This is a genomic window from Xenorhabdus stockiae (assembly GCF_002632825.1).
Lineage (GTDB): Bacteria > Pseudomonadota > Gammaproteobacteria > Enterobacterales > Enterobacteriaceae > Xenorhabdus > Xenorhabdus stockiae.
This window is the reverse complement of the sequence record NZ_NJAJ01000132.1, coordinates 1-845: the sequence shown is the minus strand read 5'-3', so window position 1 is coordinate 845 and position 845 is coordinate 1. Positions and strand designations below refer to the sequence as shown.

Genomic DNA, 845 nt, shown 5'->3' with positions numbered 1-845 from the left:
TTTAAAAAAACGCTCGAAGTGGCACATACAGTAAAAAATAGAAAGATAATACAAAACACTATAAGATAAGAATCACCAGATTCTAACGGTTCATCACGTAGAACATGCCTTAAAAAGGAAGTAATGGAAAAACAAATTAGGCCTATAAGAAAAACAATGGTCATCAAAAATGATATAAGGCTAGGAAAACCTTTGAATGTATAATATCTATCAACTGTTTCCAGATACGTTGAATTCATTTTAATCACTGTATCATCATTACTAACCAATGGGTTGTCAGGATGTGGCTGGCCTTGGTAAAGTTGATCTCTTTTTTCTTGTTCAGTCAGCTTGCGATTAAGTAAATAAGGGGTAAATAGTCCCTTGTTAATTGACATAATGTAAATCCTAATTTTCCATAAGTATCAAATCAGATATTTTTAAACCTATTTTCCCTGAGTTTCAGTACGATTAGAAACTATCTTATCTATACGTCTTGCCGCTCTTTTTTTCTTTCTATACAGCTTAATATAGCTATCTAGCTTTTGGTTAGCGAATGTATACCGCAATAAATCTGGGATATTATTTTTATAACTAACATCAACATTATCATTGGGAGAAACCAGACAAGCCTTCTCTATTTCTTTTGTCCATTGAGGGATTTTACTTGTTCGCATAGCAATATAGCGAGATACTGACTCCAATAGGATCATCGGTAATACAATAAAGCGGATCCAATCGAATCTTGAACATAAGCGAAAACTATACAGTAATCCAAATTTGTAGCCTTCTTTTCGATCTGCTATCGGAGGACACATAATAATAGTTTCAGCTAATTCTTTTACAACATCTTCCTCCATATAACA

Annotated in this window: 1 protein-coding gene and 1 pseudogene; both read right to left on the bottom strand. The window is 33.0% G+C overall.

The window, feature by feature from the left end:
* Positions 1-377 (bottom strand): annotated as a pseudogene (locus Xsto_RS22065) (hypothetical protein); the annotation flags it as partial.
* Positions 378-425: 48 nt separating this feature from the next.
* Positions 426-845 (bottom strand): hypothetical protein (locus Xsto_RS21785; RefSeq protein WP_339955554.1); only part of this gene is annotated, 420 nt, incomplete at its 5' end.